Annotated in this window: 19 protein-coding genes and 1 tRNA gene; 11 read left to right on the top strand and 9 right to left on the bottom strand. The window is 32.7% G+C overall.

All coding sequences use genetic code 11. The features are described from left to right. Positions 1-9: 9 nt before the first annotated feature. A tRNA-Ala gene (locus GN138_RS12170) sits at positions 10-83 on the bottom strand. A gap of 83 nt (positions 84-166) precedes the next feature. Here GN138_RS12170 and GN138_RS12165 point away from each other — a divergent pair. From GN138_RS12165 to GN138_RS12150, 5 genes are all read left to right on the top strand, one after another. Continuing rightward, complete coding sequence (locus GN138_RS12165) at positions 167-667, top strand: GNAT family N-acetyltransferase (protein ID WP_157364269.1); 501 nt, start codon at positions 167-169, stop codon at positions 665-667. Further along, a complete protein-coding gene (locus GN138_RS12160; protein WP_317162750.1) occupies positions 664-1,998 on the top strand; it encodes an MATE family efflux transporter in 1,335 nt (444 codons plus the stop codon). The genes GN138_RS12165 and GN138_RS12160 overlap by 4 nt, the downstream gene beginning before the upstream one ends. A gap of 28 nt (positions 1,999-2,026) precedes the next feature. Further along, positions 2,027-2,203, top strand: coding sequence for a hypothetical protein (locus GN138_RS16050; RefSeq protein WP_197429345.1), 177 nt, complete (start codon positions 2,027-2,029; stop codon positions 2,201-2,203). 99 nt (positions 2,204-2,302) lie between these two features. Continuing rightward, a complete protein-coding gene (locus tag GN138_RS12155) occupies positions 2,303-2,755 on the top strand; it encodes a 6-pyruvoyl trahydropterin synthase family protein (RefSeq protein ID WP_157364267.1) in 453 nt (150 codons plus the stop codon). Then, positions 2,748-3,518: a UDP-2,3-diacylglucosamine diphosphatase gene (locus GN138_RS12150; RefSeq protein WP_157364266.1), complete on the top strand. Its 771-nt coding sequence runs from the start codon at positions 2,748-2,750 to the stop codon at positions 3,516-3,518. The genes GN138_RS12155 and GN138_RS12150 overlap by 8 nt, the downstream gene beginning before the upstream one ends. Here the strand turns inward: GN138_RS12150 and GN138_RS12145 are convergent. From GN138_RS12145 to GN138_RS12130, 4 genes are read right to left on the bottom strand one after another with little or no spacing between them, the layout of a single operon-like run. Beyond that, entirely contained in the window at positions 3,515-4,789 is a 1,275-nt protein-coding gene (locus tag GN138_RS12145) for an MFS transporter (protein WP_317162749.1), read from the bottom strand. The two genes, GN138_RS12150 and GN138_RS12145, sit on opposite strands and share 4 nt — an antisense overlap. Positions 4,790-4,793: 4 nt before the next feature. Beyond that, positions 4,794-6,485, bottom strand: a complete 1,692-nt coding sequence (recJ, locus tag GN138_RS12140; RefSeq protein ID WP_157364265.1) for a single-stranded-DNA-specific exonuclease RecJ — start codon at positions 6,483-6,485, stop codon at positions 4,794-4,796. A 24-nt stretch (positions 6,486-6,509) separates the two neighbouring features. Next, positions 6,510-7,376, bottom strand: coding sequence for a polysaccharide lyase family 7 protein (locus GN138_RS12135; protein ID WP_157364264.1), 867 nt, complete (start codon positions 7,374-7,376; stop codon positions 6,510-6,512). Positions 7,377-7,432: 56 nt separating this feature from the next. Continuing rightward, the gene (locus tag GN138_RS12130; RefSeq protein WP_157364263.1) at positions 7,433-7,855 is read right to left on the bottom strand and encodes an OsmC family protein; all 423 of its coding nucleotides are present in this window, start codon (positions 7,853-7,855) and stop codon (positions 7,433-7,435) included. A 115-nt stretch (positions 7,856-7,970) separates the two neighbouring features. Here GN138_RS12130 and GN138_RS12125 point away from each other — a divergent pair, with 115 nt between their 5' ends. From GN138_RS12125 to GN138_RS12115, 3 genes are all read left to right on the top strand, one after another. Further along, entirely contained in the window at positions 7,971-8,573 is a 603-nt protein-coding gene (locus tag GN138_RS12125; RefSeq protein ID WP_157364262.1) for a carboxymuconolactone decarboxylase family protein, read from the top strand. Between the two features lie 15 nt (positions 8,574-8,588). Beyond that, positions 8,589-9,362 (top strand): toxin-antitoxin system YwqK family antitoxin, encoded by a 774-nt coding sequence (locus tag GN138_RS12120; protein ID WP_157364261.1) that lies wholly within the window; start codon positions 8,589-8,591, stop codon positions 9,360-9,362. Between the two features lie 427 nt (positions 9,363-9,789). After that, on the top strand, positions 9,790-9,987 hold the full coding sequence (locus GN138_RS12115; RefSeq protein ID WP_157364260.1) for a hypothetical protein: 198 nt from the start codon (positions 9,790-9,792) through the stop codon (positions 9,985-9,987). Between the two features lie 2 nt (positions 9,988-9,989). Here the strand turns inward: GN138_RS12115 and GN138_RS12110 are convergent, their stop codons facing one another. The 3 genes from GN138_RS12110 to rsmI all read right to left on the bottom strand — a co-directional run bounded on the left by GN138_RS12110 (position 9,990) and on the right by rsmI (position 11,687). After that, positions 9,990-10,583 carry a uracil-DNA glycosylase family protein gene (locus GN138_RS12110; RefSeq protein ID WP_157364259.1) on the bottom strand — a complete coding sequence of 198 codons (594 nt, stop codon included), beginning with the start codon at positions 10,581-10,583 and terminating at the stop codon, positions 9,990-9,992. Between the two features lie 83 nt (positions 10,584-10,666). After that, a complete protein-coding gene (locus GN138_RS12105) occupies positions 10,667-11,011 on the bottom strand; it encodes a HopJ type III effector protein (RefSeq protein WP_157364258.1) in 345 nt (114 codons plus the stop codon). A 1-nt stretch (position 11,012) separates the two neighbouring features. Beyond that, a complete protein-coding gene (rsmI, locus tag GN138_RS12100; RefSeq protein WP_157364257.1) occupies positions 11,013-11,687 on the bottom strand; it encodes a 16S rRNA (cytidine(1402)-2'-O)-methyltransferase in 675 nt (224 codons plus the stop codon). 160 nt (positions 11,688-11,847) lie between these two features. On the opposite strand from rsmI, the gene GN138_RS12095 reads away from it, so the two are divergent. Beyond that, complete coding sequence (locus GN138_RS12095) at positions 11,848-15,237, top strand: DUF7933 domain-containing protein (protein WP_157364256.1); 3,390 nt, start codon at positions 11,848-11,850, stop codon at positions 15,235-15,237. Here the strand turns inward: GN138_RS12095 and GN138_RS12090 are convergent. Beyond that, on the bottom strand, positions 15,234-15,986 hold the full coding sequence (locus GN138_RS12090; protein WP_157364255.1) for a hypothetical protein: 753 nt from the start codon (positions 15,984-15,986) through the stop codon (positions 15,234-15,236). The genes GN138_RS12095 and GN138_RS12090 overlap by 4 nt on opposite strands. 93 nt (positions 15,987-16,079) lie before the next feature. On the opposite strand from GN138_RS12090, the gene GN138_RS12085 reads away from it, so the two are divergent. Continuing rightward, positions 16,080-16,727, top strand: a complete 648-nt coding sequence (locus tag GN138_RS12085; protein ID WP_157364254.1) for a thymidine kinase — start codon at positions 16,080-16,082, stop codon at positions 16,725-16,727. Further along, positions 16,720-17,826, top strand: coding sequence for an alanine racemase (gene alr / locus GN138_RS12080; protein WP_157364295.1), 1,107 nt, complete (start codon positions 16,720-16,722; stop codon positions 17,824-17,826). Before GN138_RS12085 ends, alr begins: the two co-directional genes overlap by 8 nt. Positions 17,827-17,907 lie beyond the last annotated feature (81 nt).

Here is a 17,907-nt window from a genome sequence, read left to right as displayed (position 1 = left end):
TACCTTTTGTGGAGAAGATCGGGCTCGAACCGACGACCTCTTGACTGCCAGTCAAGCGCTCTAGCCAACTGAGCTACATCCCCAAAAATTAATTCAATCTAACCGAGTATTTTTGTAATGTTGAGAGAAACTTCTTGTACATGCGAAACAAATGTAAACATTATTAATGATTAGAAATGCAGAAAAAACAGATATTGAATCTTTAATAAAGATCACTCAAGCTTGTGCTAAATTTATGATAGACCAAGGTATTTTTCAATGGAATGAACATTACCCAAATAAGTCTGTTTTTATAAACGACCTAAACCGAAAAGAACTTTATGTACTCGAAGTAAATTGCAAGATTATTGGTTGTGTTGTTATTTCTACGTTTATAGATGAAGAATATATACCTGTTACATGGTTTACACCAAATAAAAATAACATTTATATACATCGATTAGCCATTCATCCCAAATACCAAGGTAAAGGTTATGCTCAACAGCTTATGTTCTTTGCGGAACAACTTGCCAAAGACAACAATTATAGTTCTATTCGTTTAGATACCTTTTCTGGTAACCAAAGAAACCAAAAGTTTTACGAACTTCGCGGCTATAAACGATTAGGTGATATTTACTTCCCAAAACAAAGTAAATTCCCTTTTCATTGTTACGAATTGGTATTGTGAGCAACTCTATAACATTAAAACAGATTAATAAATTAGCAATTCCGGCCATTATTGCCGGCATCTCGGAGCCCATTTTGTCGTTAACCGATTTAGCTATAATTAGAAATATGGAATTTAATGCCACAGAATCTTTAGCGGCAATTGGCATTGTAAGTACATTTATGTCCATGCTTATTTGGGTTTTAGGGCAAGCACGTAGTTCAATTTCTTCTATCATTTCACAATACTTAGGTGCAGGAAATGTAGAAGCCGTTAAAAACCTACCAGCACAAGCTATTTTTGCAATAACAAGTTTAAGCCTTATAATTATAGCTATTTCTTTTCCTTTAGCATCAAAAATTTTTAAACTTTACAATGCATCAGGAAGCATTTTAGATTTTTGTGTAGATTATTATCAAATTCGTGTTTTTGGGTTTCCCTTTACACTTTTTACAATTGCCGTTTTTGGGACGTTTAGAGGTCTTCAAAACACCTATTACCCAATGTTAATTGCTATTTCTGGTGCTGCTTCAAATATTATTTTAGACATTGTTTTAGTATACGGAATTAAAGATATTATTCCTGCGATGCATATTGAAGGTGCTGCCTTTGCAAGTGTTATTGCTCAGATAATTATGGCTGTTCTTTCAGCATATTATTTACTTAAAAAAACAAATATTCCGCTATTGGTTACATTTCCTTTTAATCACGAAATGAAACGCTTTACATTAATGATACTTAATTTATTTGTAAGAACACTAGCCTTAAATGCTGCTTTATATTTTGGAACAAGCTTTGCCACCAAATATGGCGAAAATTACATAGCAGCTTATACCATAGCCATAAATCTTTGGTTTTTTGGTGCGTTTCTTATTGATGGTTATGCTAGTGCTGGTAACATTTTATCTGGTAAACTATATGGTGCTAAAGATTATAAAACACTTATTGAATTGAGTAATAAACTAATTAAATATGGTATTCTAGTCGGATTAATTTTAGGATTAATTGGCGCTCTATTTTATTATCCTTTAGGACGTATATTTAGTAATGATGCAAACGTTTTAAAAGCGTTTTATAATGTATTCTGGATTATCCTTGCCATGCAACCTTTGTGTGCTTTAGCATTTATTTTCGATGGTGTATTTAAAGGCTTAGGCAAAATGAAATATCTTAGAAATGTTCTCTTATTCTCTACTTTAATAATTTTTATTCCTGTTATTTATTGGACAGATACTCAAAGCTATAAACTTACTGGGATTTTTATAGCATTTACGCTTTGGATGATAGCGCGAGGATTACCATTAATCATAAAATTTAGAAAAACATTCAAAAGCCTTGCTCAAAACGCTTAAATTTGTCCGAGAAATTAATTTTCTATAAATGAGCTTACTAATTGCCTTACTACAAAACGCAAAAATAGACGAGAAGCTAAAGAATGCGCCAGACGACAGTTACAGTATTGGTGTTTTTATTGGTACGCTTTTACCATTTGTGGTTTTAGTTATTATAGCTTTTGTAATTTATAGATACAATAAAAACAGATATAAAGATACTTAATATGGATATTCTTAGCTTTTTAGGTGGAAACGGATTGTTTCTAATCTTAGGATTGGTGCTAATTATTATTTACTTCTATAACCGAAATAAAAGACGATAATGAGTAACATACGTATTACAAAACAGTTTTCTTTTGAAACAGGTCACGCACTTTATGGTTACGACGGTAAGTGTAAAAATGTACATGGCCATAGTTATCAATTATACGTTACAGTTATTGGTAAACCTATCGCAGATTCTAATAACGTGAAATTTGGAATGGTTATAGATTTTGGCGATTTAAAGAAAATAGTAAAAGAAGAAATTGTTGATGTTTTTGACCACGCTACTGTGTTTAACAAAAACACACCTCATGTAGAATTAGCCAAAGAATTAGCAGCTAGAGACCATAATGTATTATTAGTAGATTATCAACCAACCAGTGAAATGATGGTTATTGATTTTGCTGAAAAAATAAAAAAACACTTACCAGAAACGATAAAATTACATTCCTTGAAGCTTTCAGAAACGACATCTTCTTTTGCTGAATGGTACGCTTCAGATAATGAATAAACCGCATCACATAACACTTGCTGAAGGAAAGAAAGTTTACTTCTCATCAGATAATCATTTAGGTGCACCAACACCTGAAGCGTCAAAACCTCGTGAGAAAAAATTTGTTTCTTGGTTAGATGAAATTAAAGACGATGCTGCTGCTATTTTTCTATTAGGCGATTTATTCGATTTTTGGTTTGAATATAAAACCGTAGTACCTAAAGGATTTACAAGAACTTTAGGGAAATTAGCTGAAATTACAGATTCAGGAATCCCAGTTTATTTCTTTGTTGGCAACCATGATTTATGGATGAAGGATTATTTTAAAACCGAATTAAACATTCCTGTTTTTCATAAACCTCAAGAATTCTCTTTTAACAACAAAAGTTTTTTTATTGGTCATGGTGATGGTTTAGGCCCAAAAGACAAAGGCTATAAACGCATGAAAAAAGTGTTTACCAATCCTTTCTTTAAATGGTTGTTTAGATGGATGCATCCAGATATTGGTATGAAGATTGGCCAATATATGTCTGTTAAAAACAAAATGATTTCTGGAGATGATGATGCCAAATTTTTAGGTGAAGACAACGAGTGGTTGGCTCAATATGCCAAACGAAAACTCCAAGACAAACACAGAGATTACTTTATATTTGGTCATAGACATTTACCACTAGAAATTCAACTGAACGAAACGTCTAAATACATTAATCTTGGTGATTGGATTCTGTATTACACCTATGGTGTTTTTGATGGAACTACTTTTGAGTTGAAAAAGTATTAAACAACTTCTTCTTTTTCGTGCTCTTTAATATCTTGCTGTAAATCTAGTGTTCTTAACGGTTTGTTTTTAATTCCTATAACGGAAACAACAATAAGGGTTACAGTACCGCCAAGTACTACTGCTAATGGCGCACCAAAAATTCTCGCTGCAACACCACTTTCTACAGCACCTAATTCATTAGAAGACCCAACAAACATAGAATTAACAGCTCCAACACGTCCTCTCATATGGTCAGGTGTTTTTAGTTGTAATATGGTTTGACGTACAACCATAGAAATCCCATCAAAAACACCAGCAAGAAACAAAGCTATAACACTAAGCCACAAAAGTTTTGAAGCCCCAAAAACTATCATACAAAGACCAAAACCAAAAATTGAAATCAGTAACTTCTTCCCTGTGCTTTTTGCAATAGGAATATATGTTGTAGCCAACATGGTTAAAATACTACCAGATGATAAGGCAGCATGTAAAATACCTAAACCTTTTGGTCCTGCGTCTAAAATATCTTTTGCAAAAACTGTAAAAATGGCAACAGCACCACCAAATAAAACAGCAATCATATCTAAAGTTAGCGCTCCTAAAATCACTTTGTCATTAAAAACAAAGTTGAGTCCTGCTTTAAGGCTTTCTTTTACAGTTTCGGTATTTCCTTGGTTTAGAATTGGTTTTTTAACAATACCAAACACCAATAATAGAGATAACATTACCAAAGAGAATATAATACCAAGCGTATAGTGTACACCAATCCAAGCAATTAAAAATCCGCCTAATAACGCACCAAACACACTTGCACCTTTCCAAGTACTACTGCTCCATGTTGCCGCATTAGGATAAATTTTCTTTGGAACGAGTAAACCAATTAGTGAAAAGATAGTTGGGCCAAAAAACGCTCTTAAAACACCACCAAAAAACACCAAACTGTAGATACTGTATAAAATATAATTTGTTGACCAAGAAGATTCAATTTGATTAGACGTTAACCAAAACAATCCAAAACTTATTAACGAAAACAACGCAATGCATAGCGCAAAAAGATTACGCTTTTCTTTTTTGTCTGCAATATGGCCTGCAAATGGTGCTAGAAAAAAAGCGGGTAAAAACTCACATAAACCTATTATAGCAAGACTCAATTTGTCGTTAGTCATTGCGTACACTTGCCATTCAATCACAACAAATTGCATAGACCAACCAAAAACTAGGGCAAATCTCACTAATAAAAAAATGTTGAATTCTTTAATTCTAAGAGCTGCGTATGGATCGTTTTTTACCACTTATTTATGCTTTAATATCTTTTAACTTTAGTTGTAAACTCACATTGCCATTCCAGTGATTTTCGTCAATAGAATAGGCTGCACTGAATGGTCTTTTACTTTTAATAATATCTATTTTGTCGCCTAAACCAAAACCGATACAAACTATTTTATCGTTAAAAGATTGGGTAACGGTTAACCTAATATGTTTATCATCTTCGCCAACACATTTTCCATAACCTGTATCTTTTAAATTCTGCGACATAAAGGTTGGCGACATATTGCCAGGCCCAAAAGGTGCAAATTGCTTTAAGATACGCATTAGTTTATCATTGATTTCTCCTAATTCTATTTCTAAATCAATCTTTAATTCTGGCGTTAGTAATTTTGGATCTATAGTTTCTTGTACAACACTTTCAAACTTTGCTTTAAAGGCTTCGTAATTTTCTGGCAGTAAAGTTAAGCCTGCTGCGTATTTATGACCTCCAAATTGTTCAATATGCTCTGAGCATGCTTCTAAAGCATTGTACACATCAAAACCCTTAACAGAACGTGCTGATGCTGCTAATTTATCGCCACTTTTTGTAAAAACCAAAGTTGGTCTGTAATACGTTTCTATTAAGCGAGAAGCCACAATACCAATGACACCTTTGTGCCAAGTTTTATTGTAAACAACGGTTGTAAAGCCTTCTTGCTCGTTATTTTCTTCAATTTGAATTAAAGCTTCTTCCGTAATTTGTTTATCAGTTTCACGACGATCCGTATTAAATTGGTCAATATCTACAGCATATTCAGCTGCTAGATTAAAATCCGTTTCAGTTAAAAGTGTTACGGCATGGTTGCCATGTTTCATTCTTCCAGCTGCATTTATTCTTGGCGCAATTATAAAAACAACATCTGTAATAGTTAAAATATCCTTTTTTACTTCAGCAATAATGGCTTTCATTCCTGGTCTTGGATTGGTGTTTATAACCTGCAAGCCAAGATAAGCCAATGCTCTATTTTCATCTACAATAGGTACAATATCTGCACCAATTGCTGTAGCTACTAAATCTAAATATTCTACTAAATCTTCAGCTTTTTGTCCTTGGTTTGCAGCTAAAGCAGTTATTAATTTAAAGCCAACACCACAACCACATAATTCTTTAAAAGGATAGTTGCAATCCTCTCGTTTTGGGTCTAAAACTGCTACTGCATCTGGAAGTTTTTCTCCTGGCCTATGATGATCACAGATAATAAAATCTATCCCTATTTTGTTTGCATAAGCCACTTTATCTATGGCTTTTACACCACAGTCTAAGGCTATAATTAGTGTAAAATCATTGTCGTCTGCAAAATCAATACCTTTATAAGATACACCATAACCTTCATTATAGCGATCTGGAATATAGGTAGCAACCGAATTAATTCTTGTTTTTAAATACGAAGACATTAAGGCCACAGACGTAGTACCATCAACATCGTAATCGCCATAAACCATTATGTTTTCTCCTGCTTCAATGGCTTTTTCTATACGTGCAACGGCAATGTCCATATCTTTCATTAAATACGGATTGTGCAAATCACTAAAACTTGGCCTAAAAAATGTTTTGGCAGCTTCAAAAGTATCAATACCACGCTGCAACAATAGAGTTGCAATGACATTATCAACACCTAGTGCTTTTTTCATTTCAGAAACTTTTACAGCTTCAGGTTTTGGTTTTAACGTCCAACGCATTTATGTAGTTAAGAATTTTAGTCTTTAGTTATCATCACTTTCAAACAAAAAGTTTGTATAACCTAATGTAATGTTTTCTGTATGTGTAGTTGCCGCATTATAGAGACCTGCTTTTAAATAATAGCCATTAGAAATACCTGTATCGTTTACCCAATTGGTTGTTGGATCAGCTTCAAAATCTTCGTCTACAATGACCACATCACCTTGCATTACCCTAATACTAACTACACCGTTGTTTTTTTCTAACGTCACATTAAGTGGAAATTGTGTGTAATTTCCATTGTCTACAAAAGGAAAATCAATTTTGCTAAACGTTGTTTCGCTAGAACTTACTTCTGGATCTTTACGGATTACCGTTTCAAGTTTATGGTTATGTAATTCTAATCTAAAAAATGGTTTATTAGAATTCCCTCCTCTGTTGTGTACCTGAGCAATTGTCATACCTTCTGAAGGAATGTTGTAATAAATACCTTCAAATTCCATTTTAGAATAAGAGGTTAAAGGGCCTTCTGTGGTTTGTTTCAATTCGGCACGTCGTCCTTTGTCTAATTGGCATACAAGATTTAACTCTTCCTCATTATCTTCCATATAAAAATAAGGCTGGTTAGGTAGTGCGTTATCAAAAACGTTATCTAAATTATCTTGATTTGTACTACATGGTGGACTATCGCAACCATCAGTATTCCAACTGTGTTCAATTACTAAATCTGAGCTAAATACAAAACGCTCATAAAGGTCTGAAGGCTCCTCAACGTCATCATCTGTAGGGTCATCTATTACTATCTGATCATCGTCGTTATCATTTGAAGAATTATTGTCCGAAGAACAGCTTATAAACAAGCTAATAAATAATATTATAATCGGACTTATTTTGTTACTTCTAATTCTCATAATATGCGTTTTTATTGTAAAAATAAGTTATTTATAGACATTATATGTAGGTCTAATTATTTGTTATGAAAGTGTATTTTGGTTTTTACTGTTGCAAATTGTCTAAACATTTCCATTACACCGCAGTATTTTTCAACGGATAAATTTACAGCACGTTCGCATTTTTTTTCGTTTAAATCTGAGCCATAAAAATGATAATCTACGTTTACCGTATGATAAATTTTAGGATGCTCATCTGTTAATTCACCAGACACTTCAATTTTAAAATCGTCTATTTTTACTTTCATTTTATCTAATGTAGAAATAACATCTAGACCAGAGCAACCAGCCAAAGATGATAGCATCATTGCTTTTGGTGCCATACCAGATCCTGTACCTCCAAATTCTTCAGAAGCATCCATCATTATTGAAGGCCACCTAGGATTATCAGACTCAAATGTCATGTTTCCTCTCCAGTGTGTTGTTATTTTATCTGCCATTTTATTACATTTTTAAAATTGTGAGTACTTAAAGTGCCATAAAGTTTTATATAAAATATGATTTTAAGTATTTTAGACACTAACTAAGTTCAAAAATACTACTAAAATAACAACTATGGCACTTGTAACACCTTTGTCTGCAGAACACGATTTAGAAACCAAAGAATTAGCAGAATTTTTTAATGAAACTCTTGGGTTTTGCCCTAATTCTGTCTTAACCATGCAACGTAGACCAGCAATAAGTAAAGCATTTATTAATTTAAATAAAGCCGTAATGGCTAACGAAGGTAAAGTTACCTCAGCTTTAAAACGAATGATTGCTTGGGTTAGTAGTAATGCCACTGGTTGTAGATATTGCCAAGCACATGCCATTAGAGCTGCAGAACGTTATGGTGCTGAAAAAGAACAATTAGATAATATTTGGGACTATAGAACACATCCTGCTTTTTCGGAAGCCGAGCGTGCAGCCTTAGATTTTAGCTTAGCCGCAAGCCAAGTACCAAATGCTGTAAATGCAGAAATAAAAGAACGTTTATACCAATATTGGGACGAAGGCGAAATTGTAGAAATGCTCGGTGTAATTTCTCTCTTTGGATATCTAAATCGCTGGAATGATTCTATGGGAACAGATATAGAAGAAGGTGCTGTAGAAAGTGGAAACAAATATTTAGGGAAGCATGGTTATAGCGTTGGTAAGCATGATGGGTCGTTGTATTAATAGTAATTATTAAGAATGAAAACAATTAAGCAAATTATAGTATTAACCGTTACGTTCTTATTTTTATTAGGCTGTAATTCCAAAGGAAAAGATAAAAAAGATGAAAGCTTTACATTTATTGAAAAAGGCTCATATACTATTAACACCTATAATGGTTTAGCTTACTACCGACTTAATAAAACCAATGAATTTATGGATGGTTATTATGTGGTTGGCAACGAAATGTCTAAATGGGAAGAGTTTGAATTTAAAGAAGGACTTCTAAATGGCGATTATATTGTTTTTCACCCAAATGGTGAAATGTTTTCTCACACTCAATATAGAAATGGTAAAAAGCATGGTGAAGAACTAATGTATTTCCCAGATGGTGTTTTGAACAGTAAAAGCACCTTTAACAATGATATTTTAGTTGGAAGTAAATTCAATTTTTATGAAACAGGAAAAATACAATCTGAATCTAAAATTGAAGATGGAGAAACCGTTGAAACGCAACATTTTGATTTGTTAGGCAACATCATTTCTCAAAGTTTTATTAAAGATGGAAGAACCATAACTCAAAAAATTGTTGAAGGAAAGATTTTTTCTGAAATGGTATCGTCTAACTATGACAGTTATGAAACCATGAAATTTTTTAATGAAGATGGTAGTACTAAAATCTATTTACAACGTGTTTTTGAAAACGAAAAGTTTTACATTTTAGAGCTAAATGAAGATGGTAAAGAAATTGATCGTGTTGATGTAAAAGCTAATCCTCAAAAAGCAAGAAAATATTTTGAGTATTTTAATTAAATAGATTGTTAGACTTTTAGAGCGCCCAGCAATTAGATAAATTATCTTGAAACCTTTCTAGAAATAGTGAGGTTTTTTTTGATTATAAACTACTTGAACTATGAAGTCAATGTTTAATGGTATCTCGAATGAAACAAATATTTACTTAATTTTACAGTAGTGATAGGCCTTTTAGCTTTAAAAGCCAACTCTCTTGTTTTTTTTAAAAAATCCCATATAAACATCTAATAAACAATTATTTACCATGTAAATGTTTCAGGTTTTACTGTGTGTAAATAAATGATAAACATCATATAGTTCAAAATTATTTGAGCTTTGTAAACTATGGATCTAGATAAAATCTACTAATTTTGACAAAGAACATGTTCAAAACCATGTTACAGTAAATAGTAAAAGGCTGATTTACTTTTGTTTAAAACCTATTAAAATGGAAATTTATTTGATTCTTGGTTCCGTATCTACCTTTATAATTGGGTTGTGCAAAGTTTTAAACCTAGGCAAACTTATTAGATTATGGCAACACAAAAAACTTCATCCTACAGCTACATTAAAAGAAATTGAAAACTTCGAAAAGAACACCAAAATAAATTATACAATCAATTGGAATAAAAAGAATGATGTCTAGATTTATTCTCTGGAACTGGAGGGTTTGTTTAAAACTTCTTCAACCCTATTCTGTAACTCAGGCACAATAAACTCCTCAAACCAAGGATTTTTAATTCTCCAAAACCGATTGGTAGGAGATGGATGCGGAATAGGGAAATACTTTGGAAAATACATTTTATAATCGCCAACTGTTTCTGTCAACGTTCGTTTTGCATTGTTTTTTAAATAATACTTCTGTGCGTAGGCACCAATTAAAATAACCAATTCCACATTAGGCATTTTATCTAATAATGGTTTGTGCCATTGTGGTGCACATTCTGGTCTTGGTGGCAAATCGCCTGTTTTTCCTTTTCCAGGATAACAAAATCCCATTGGGATAATCGCAAAGTTTTCAGTGTTGTAAAATTGCTCGTCTGTAACATTAAGCCATTGTTTCAATTTCTTTCCGCTTTGGTCGTCCCAAGGAATTCCAGAATCGTTTACTTTTGTTCCTGGTGCTTGACCAATAATTACAATTTTAGATTTTGGGTTTGCAGTGACAACTGGTCTTGGACCCAATGGAAGATGTGCTTTGCAAATGGTGCATTGGCTGATGATGTAAAGTAAGTCTTCCATATTAATTTGGTTCTTAATACATCAAGCAAAAAAGCTTGATACTCGAACTGACTTTAGAGTAAATAAATTCGAGATAAAACAAGCTACTTCTTTTTCAACGGAAAAGATTTAAACTCCAAACCTTCAAAACCCGTTCTCATAAAGTTTCTTATGTTTTGATGTCCTGTGCCGTTTGGTTCTTTCAAAACATTTTCAAAATAATGTTCGCCAAAACAGGCTAAGGTTTCTTCTTTTGTAAGATTTTGGTCTTTTGCAAAAGCAAATAACTTGCAAGAGCCTGAATTCTGCCCTTCGGCATTTTCTATGGTTCCATTTGTAAAAGCTGTTGGTATAAACTCGTAATTTTCTTCAATTACAGCAATTGTCTCAGAGAACTCAATTTGCTCTGAATTCGATTTCAATTTATTTTTAAATTCGTTTAAAGTCATATTATTTTTGCTTTCCGCCAACGATAATAACAATTTCCCCTTTTGGTGGTTTATTGGTGTAATGTTCTAAAACTTTTTTGGCAGTTCCTCTTATGGTTTCTTCGTAGAGTTTTGTGATTTCGCGCGAAACTGAAACTGGTCTATCTTCTCCAAAATACTCACAGAAATGCCCTAAAGTTTTAACTAATTTGTGTGGACTTTCATAAAAAATCATAGTTCTTGTTTCTTCCGCTAGTAATAAAAATCTGGTTTGACGTCCTTTTTTTACAGGAAGAAATCCTTCAAAAACAAACTTGTCGTTTGGTAATCCACTATTTACTAAAGCTGGTACAAAGGCTGTTGCTCCTGGTAAACAATCGACCTCAATATTATTCTCAACGCAGGCTCTCACTAATAAAAACCCTGGATCTGAAATGGCAGGTGTGCCAGCATCACTTATTACAGCAATGGTTAATCCGGCTTTTAACTTTTCAATTAAATGATTCACCGTTTTATGCTCGTTATGCATATGGTGACTTTGCATTTGTGTGGTGATTTCAAAATGCTTTAAAAGTTTTCCAGAAGTTCTGGTATCTTCTGCTAAAATTAAATCTGCTTCCTTAAGTACTTCAATAGCCCTAAAGGTGATGTCTTTTAAATTTCCAATAGGTGTTGGAACGAGATATAGTTTACTCATTGTGTGCAATTTCTTTTCAAATTTACAATGTTTCCAAATATATCAACGCAACCATTTGAGATATTTAGCATCTTTATAATAAGTTAGAAAATTAAGTAGGAAAATTAGCATCTTACTTGTTTTATAACTGAGGGCATACCATTAATCAACTTAATTATTTATGATTGGAAAACCATACCGCTTATTGGTTTTATTTCTTTTAGGATTTCAATTACATGGTCAAACTACAGATTTGTCTATTGCTATTGAAACTCAAGATTTATCTGGAACTGCAATTTCTCAAGTTGATATTTATGAAGATTTTCAGTATGTTATTACTGTTTTAAATTCTGGAAACACTGTTGATAATGCTAGTATTTCAGTAAATTTTGATTCAGATTTAACCATCCTTTCTTATAATTCACAAAATAGTAATGCAGGTGCATCTGATTTTTCTAACATAGATGTTACAAGTAATGTATTAACAGCATCTATTGCTACAATGCCTAATAACTCTAGCGTAGAGTTGTTAGTTTTAGTTACAGCACCAACTAGTTTAGGTGGCATTACTGCAAACGGGACTATAAGCCCACCAACAGATACACAAGATACAAATACAAGTAATAATCAAGCTATTATATCTATTGATGTTCTCGATGTGATTATAGATTTTTCTGTAACACAAACACAAATTAATCCTACAGAAGGCACAGCAATTAATGCTTGGGGAGATTTGGTGACGTATCAATTTACCATCACAAATAATAGTGCTATAGCTTTTCCTGTGTCTAGTATTGAAGGTCATTTAAATTTAAGTTCACCTAATGAAAATGGTCAACCTTATGCAGAATTTATTTCGCTTGAATGTTTAGGAGCAACTAACGGAACACTATGTCCAGATTTAACTACTTTAAACGGAAACTCTGATACGGTAACATCTATCAGCTCTATGTTTATTTTTTATGACGACCACGAAATGACTTCAGGAGGAAGTATAACTTTTCAATTAGTTTACAGATATACAAACTTTTCTTGCTCAACAAATCCACTGCCAATTGATGTAAATAGTGTTATAAATATAGAATTGAATACGGCAACTATTACTTCAATAGATTCTAATAGTGTTACTACTAATTTGATATTAGCAGAAGCCTGTGCTCTAACGGATTTATGTATTGAAAGTGTCCAAACAAATCCTTTACCTTCAGTGGATTTAAACTATAATCAGGATATTACTTTTGAAACTACCGTATGTAATAATGGTCCTTTAGAAGCACCTATGCGATTCTTCTTTCAAAATTTATCGCTTAGTGTAGGTTGGGAAATTGTCTCAGTTAACTGCATAAATACAACTGGCTCCGTAACTTGTAATGATTTTAATTTATCTAATAATGGTCAACTATGGACAAGTAGTGATTTCCTCTTGCAACCCAACACAACAATTACCTTACAAACCGTAGTTCGGTTTGTAGAACCTTGTGGAGACGCACCAATTACGGTGCAAATAAGAAGTGCAACCAATATATTAGATACTCAATTATTAGATAGTAATACTGACAATAATTACTTTTCTAATTATGTTACTTTACCTATTCCTACGGTACCATGTGGTGGAGAAGAATCTAATGATTTAATCGTAACAAAAACACAAATATATCCGCAATTACCTATTGGAAGTTCTGACAACAATACTGCTTCCTGGGGACCAATTACTTATGAAATTACTGTAACTAATGAAGGGCTTGAAGATAGTTTTATAGAACTACAAGACTACATGCCAATCCGAGATTTGGACGACCCAGAAATTTTAGCTACTTTAACTAATATAGAATGCGTTGAAACTACTGGAACAGCTTCTTGTTTTACAATTGTAAATGCTAATTTAGGTGTAGGATTGGATGGAATTACTGATGACGGTAATTTTGATATTTTTTGGGAAATAACACCTGAAGAAAATTGGGAATTACCAGCCAATAGCTCTATCACGTTTAACGTTACTATAGATTGGTTACCCGAATGTTCTTATGACCCTATGATTGCGACTAATGTTGTATCAGCGGATTATGCAGGTAACTTAGTAGATAGCAATCCTAATAATAACTTAGCTTCAGTTAACACCTATTTTGCTCCTTGTTTAGACCTCATTGTACAAACTTACCCAGAGTTTACACAAGTAGATATCAACCAAACATTTAATTGGATTATTGACATTAGTAATAGTACAACCAGTTCTAATGCGATTGATGTGATTTTTGAAGACACCTTAAATTCGGTATTTACAATCATTGGCACTCCAACTTGTACCGTAACTTCTGGTAACGCAAGTTGTATTTCTAGTTTTAATACTACTGGTAATTTTATTACAGGTATTATACCAACTATGGAAGCTGGCTCAACAGTTAGAATTAGTATACCCGTTTCCGCTCCAAGCTTTGGAGGTGCCTTTAATAATATTGCTGAAGCCATACCAAACGCTTCAAACAATCAAGAACTTACTCCAGATTCTAATATTTCTATAAATAGTGTGCAGGTAATTGCTCCTGTTTTACAAAAAAGCTTTTTTCCAGATTCTATAATTGAAGGTGGCCAAAGCGAATTAATATTTACAGTTTATAACGTAGCTTCAAACCCTACTCAAAGTAATATTTCTTTTACTGATAATTTACCAACAGGTATTACACTTTCTGGCATACCAAATTGGGTACAAGACAATGGTTGTACTGCTAATTTTATAGGTAGTATAGGAGATATTTTTGTTGGAGTTGAAGATTTAGTATTTCCAGATGGTATAGAAAGTTGTACATTTTCTGTTATGGTAACTTCAGAAATTATTGGGGAGCATCTTAATAATTTTGAAAATTTCACAAATAATTATAATATAAATACATCCCAAACAAGTGCAACTTTACATGTTATAGAAGACACCTCTAATATTGATATTGAAATCGTAAAAACGGCTGAACCTACTGAAGCGTTTCATGGTCAAAATGTAGATTTCACAATAACTGCAACTAACTTAGGTACAACAACGGCTACATTAATAGAAGTTATGGATGCGCTACCAATCGGATTTGAATTTGTTTCTGCTACGCCAAGCTTTGGTACTTTTGATAATACTACACTTATTTGGTCAATCCCTAACCTTAATGCTAATACTTATGAAACTTTATTGTTAACAGCAACAGTAATGTCTTCTAATGATTTAACCAATGTAGCACTTTTAAATAGCACTAACGAACCGGATAGAAATTTAACAAATAATGAAGATGACGCTACTGTAGAAATTAATAATTGCTTAACCATACCAGAAGGCATTTCACCCAATGATGATGGTTCTAATGATTTTTTAATTATTCCGTGTATCGAGGATTATTCTAATACTCTTAAGATTTTTAATAGATATGGTACACAAATTTACGAAGCCACCAATTATGCAAATACTTGGGATGGAAAAGCAAATATGGGTATTTTAAAAAGCTCAGAATTATTACCCGTTGGCACCTATTTCTATATACTAGAAATTAACGGATTGCCTAATGATATTGTGGGATATGTTTATTTAACTTATTAACTAAATTTACCTTCTACTAACTCCATAAAACGAGCTTCATACTCTTCTTTACCAACCCAATTGTTGTAATCTGGTTTTACCATTTCTAAGATGAGTAGTTTTGTTTCCTCTAATGAATTCATGGTGTTTATTTGAGAAATCACACGATCGTAATCTTCGTTTTGACCTTCAAATAAATGTTTAATAAAAGCTAGTTTATCATTGAGTCCAATATTTAATCGTTTTCCTTTTAGCTTATCGTTTAAAGATTTTTTCGCGGATTCGGCTTCTCGTTTTTTAGCCTCTTCAATAGGTTCAAATTCTGGCATCGCTTCAAAACCAGAGGTTATAGTTTCAAATTCAATGGTTTTTGCTGGTACTTCTTCTTGCGCTAAAGCTTTTTCTAATATTGTATCTTTTGGTTCCGTATCCTTAGGCATATGCTCATACATATCCTTAATTTTAGTCATTACAGGTTCTACAATACCATCATCTTCAACCTCGTCCACATTTATATAGGTGCGGTTTTCAACCTCTACATTATCGCTTACTTTATTGTTAAAAGCAGTATCTAACATGCCAAAAAATGATGAATCATGACCAATGGTTGGCATAGTTTCTTCAAAATTTTCTTGCGCGAATTTCAAAACAGTCAATTTTTCGTAAAGCTTAGAAACTTCTTTATGCATCTGCTCTACATCTTCTTTTCCTTTTAGTTTTAGAATCCTATGTGCAATGCTAACTAATTCTGATTCTAATTTCTTTTTCATCTTTTCGTAAGTTTTACTTTTGATTTTTAATAAATTTGCGAGACCTTTATGAAAATCGAATGTTAGATTTCGATCTAGTGCTAAAATTACAAAATGTTTCTCGAAAATACAGTAAATCAGAAAGAACAATTTGGGTGGATTGAAGTCATCTGCGGATCCATGTTCTCAGGTAAAACCGAAGAATTAATCCGTCGACTAAAACGTGCGCAATTTGCAAAACAAAAGGTTGAAATTTTTAAACCTGCTGTAGATACGCGCTATGATGAAGAAATGGTGGTTTCTCATGATGCTAATGAAATTAGATCTACACCTGTACCTGCTGCTGCAAATATCCCCATTTTAGCAGACGGTTGTGATGTGGTTGGCATTGACGAAGCTCAATTTTTTGATGATGAAATTGTACGCATTTGTAATGATTTAGCTAATAAAGGCATTAGAGTTATTGTTGCTGGTTTAGATATGGATTTTAAAGGTAATCCCTTTGGGCCAATGCCAAACCTAATGGCAACGGCAGAATATGTAACTAAAGTACATGCCGTTTGTACCAAAACAGGAAATTTAGCACAATATAGTTATAGAAAAGCTACGAGTGATGATTTAGTTTTACTAGGTGAAGTTGACGAATACGAACCTTTAAGTAGAGCCGCATATTATAAAAGTATGCAACGCGATAAAGTAAGACAAATGAAAGTGAATGATGCCGAAGAAATAGATTCTAAAGACAAAAATGGAAATGCCTAAAGCTCAAGAAACAGTTCTCGAAATTGATTTAAGTGCACTTACCCATAATTACAATTACTTAAAATCTAAATTACAACCAAAAACCAAATTTTTAGCTGTAGTTAAAGCTTTTGCTTATGGAAGTGATTCTGTAGAAATCGCCAAACATTTAGAAAAACTAAATGTAGATTATTTTGCTGTTGCTTATGTAAAGGAAGGTGTTGCACTTAGAGATGCAGGTATAAAGACACCAATCTTAGTGCTTCATCCACAATCTATAAATTTTAATACACTTATAAATCGCTGCTTAGAACCTAGTATTTATAGTAACCATGTGTTAGATGAATTTATTAAAATTACAGAAGAACTTGATGTGCAAGATTATCCTATCCATCTCAAATTCAATACAGGTTTAAACCGTCTTGGTTTTAAAGATAAAGAAATTGAAAATGTAGTATCTAAAATTAAACACTCGCCATCGGTAAAAATAAAATCTTTATTTTCTCATTTAGCGGCTAGTGAAGATTTTAACGAGTTACATTTTACCCAATTTCAAATTAAAACATTTCAACATATAGCTAAACAGTTTGAAAACCTATCTGGTGAAAAACCTTGGTTACATTTATGTAATACTTCTGGAATACTTAATTATCCAGAAGCGCATTTTAACATGGTAAGATCTGGTATTGGACTTTATGGTTTTGGAAATTCTGTAGAAGAAGATAAAAACCTTAAACCTATTGCTAGTTTAAAATCTATTGTTTCTCAAATTCATACTATAGAAAAAGATGAAACTGTTGGTTATAATAGAGCTTATACCTCTCAAGGAACTGAAAGAACTGCTACCATACCCATTGGTCATGCAGATGGTATAAATAGAATATATGGTAACGGCAATGGTTTTGTTGTTATAAATAACAAAAAAGCACCTATAATAGGAAATGTCTGTATGGACATGATTATGGTAAACGTTACTGATATAGAATGTAAAGAAGGTGATGAGGTGATTATTTTTAACTCAGAATATAAAGCTAGCAACCTTTCTGAAAATGCAAAAACCATTTCTTACGAGATTATCACAGCTGTTTCTCAGCGAGTTAAACGCATTTTTTTAAGCTAATTTCACATTTTTTTAACATCTTGTGACTTTTTCTACTAACTTTGTGTCTCAACTAACACATTAACTAACTATTAAAAACAT

Origin of the sequence: Winogradskyella endarachnes, assembly GCF_009741275.1 — a bacterium.
GTDB lineage: Bacteria > Bacteroidota > Bacteroidia > Flavobacteriales > Flavobacteriaceae > Winogradskyella > Winogradskyella endarachnes.
The sequence above is the reverse complement of the archived record's forward strand: the minus strand, read 5'-3'. Positions and strand labels throughout refer to the sequence as shown.